The sequence below is a fragment of the Myxococcus llanfairpwllgwyngyllgogerychwyrndrobwllllantysiliogogogochensis genome (assembly GCF_006636215.1).
GTDB lineage: Bacteria > Myxococcota > Myxococcia > Myxococcales > Myxococcaceae > Myxococcus > Myxococcus llanfairpwllgwyngyllgogerychwyrndrobwllllantysiliogogogochensis.
Genome location: NZ_VIFM01000675.1, coordinates 1 through 521 on the forward strand (window position 1 = coordinate 1; position 521 = coordinate 521).

Sequence of the window (521 nt, forward strand, 5' to 3'; positions counted from 1 at the left end):
CGTGGAGCAGGAGCCGCGCGAGCGCGTACTGGCGATCGCTCGCGAACAGCACTATCAGCCGAGCATTCACGCGCGCTCGCTGCGCGATAACCGCAGCCATACCATTGGTCTGGTGGTGCCGGAGATCACCAACTACGGGTTTGCCGTTTTCTCCCACGAGCTTGAGACGATCTGCCGGGAAGCCGGCGTGCAGCTGCTTATCTCCTGCACCGACGAAAACCCAGGTCAGGAGAGCGTGGTGGTCAATAACATGATCGCCCGCCAGGTCGACGGCCTGATTGTCGCCTCTTGTATGCACAGCGATGCCGACTATCAGAAGCTCAGCGAACAGCTGCCGGTGGTGCTGTTTGACCGCTCCCCCAGCGACAGCGCCCTGCCGCTGGTGATGACCGACTCGGTCACCCCAACGGCCGAGCTGATCTCCCGTATCGCGCCTCAGCATGCGGACGAGTTCTGGTTTCTCGGCGGCCAGCCGCGGCTGTCGCCGTCGCGCGACCGGCTGGCGGGGTTCACCCAGGGCC

At 64.5% G+C, this 521-nt stretch carries 1 protein-coding gene; it reads left to right on the forward strand.

Annotated features, from left to right (window positions below; all coding sequences use genetic code 11):
- A partial coding sequence (locus FJV41_RS55425) for a hypothetical protein (RefSeq protein ID WP_220137995.1) occupies nucleotides 1–521 on the forward strand: 521 nt, incomplete at both ends.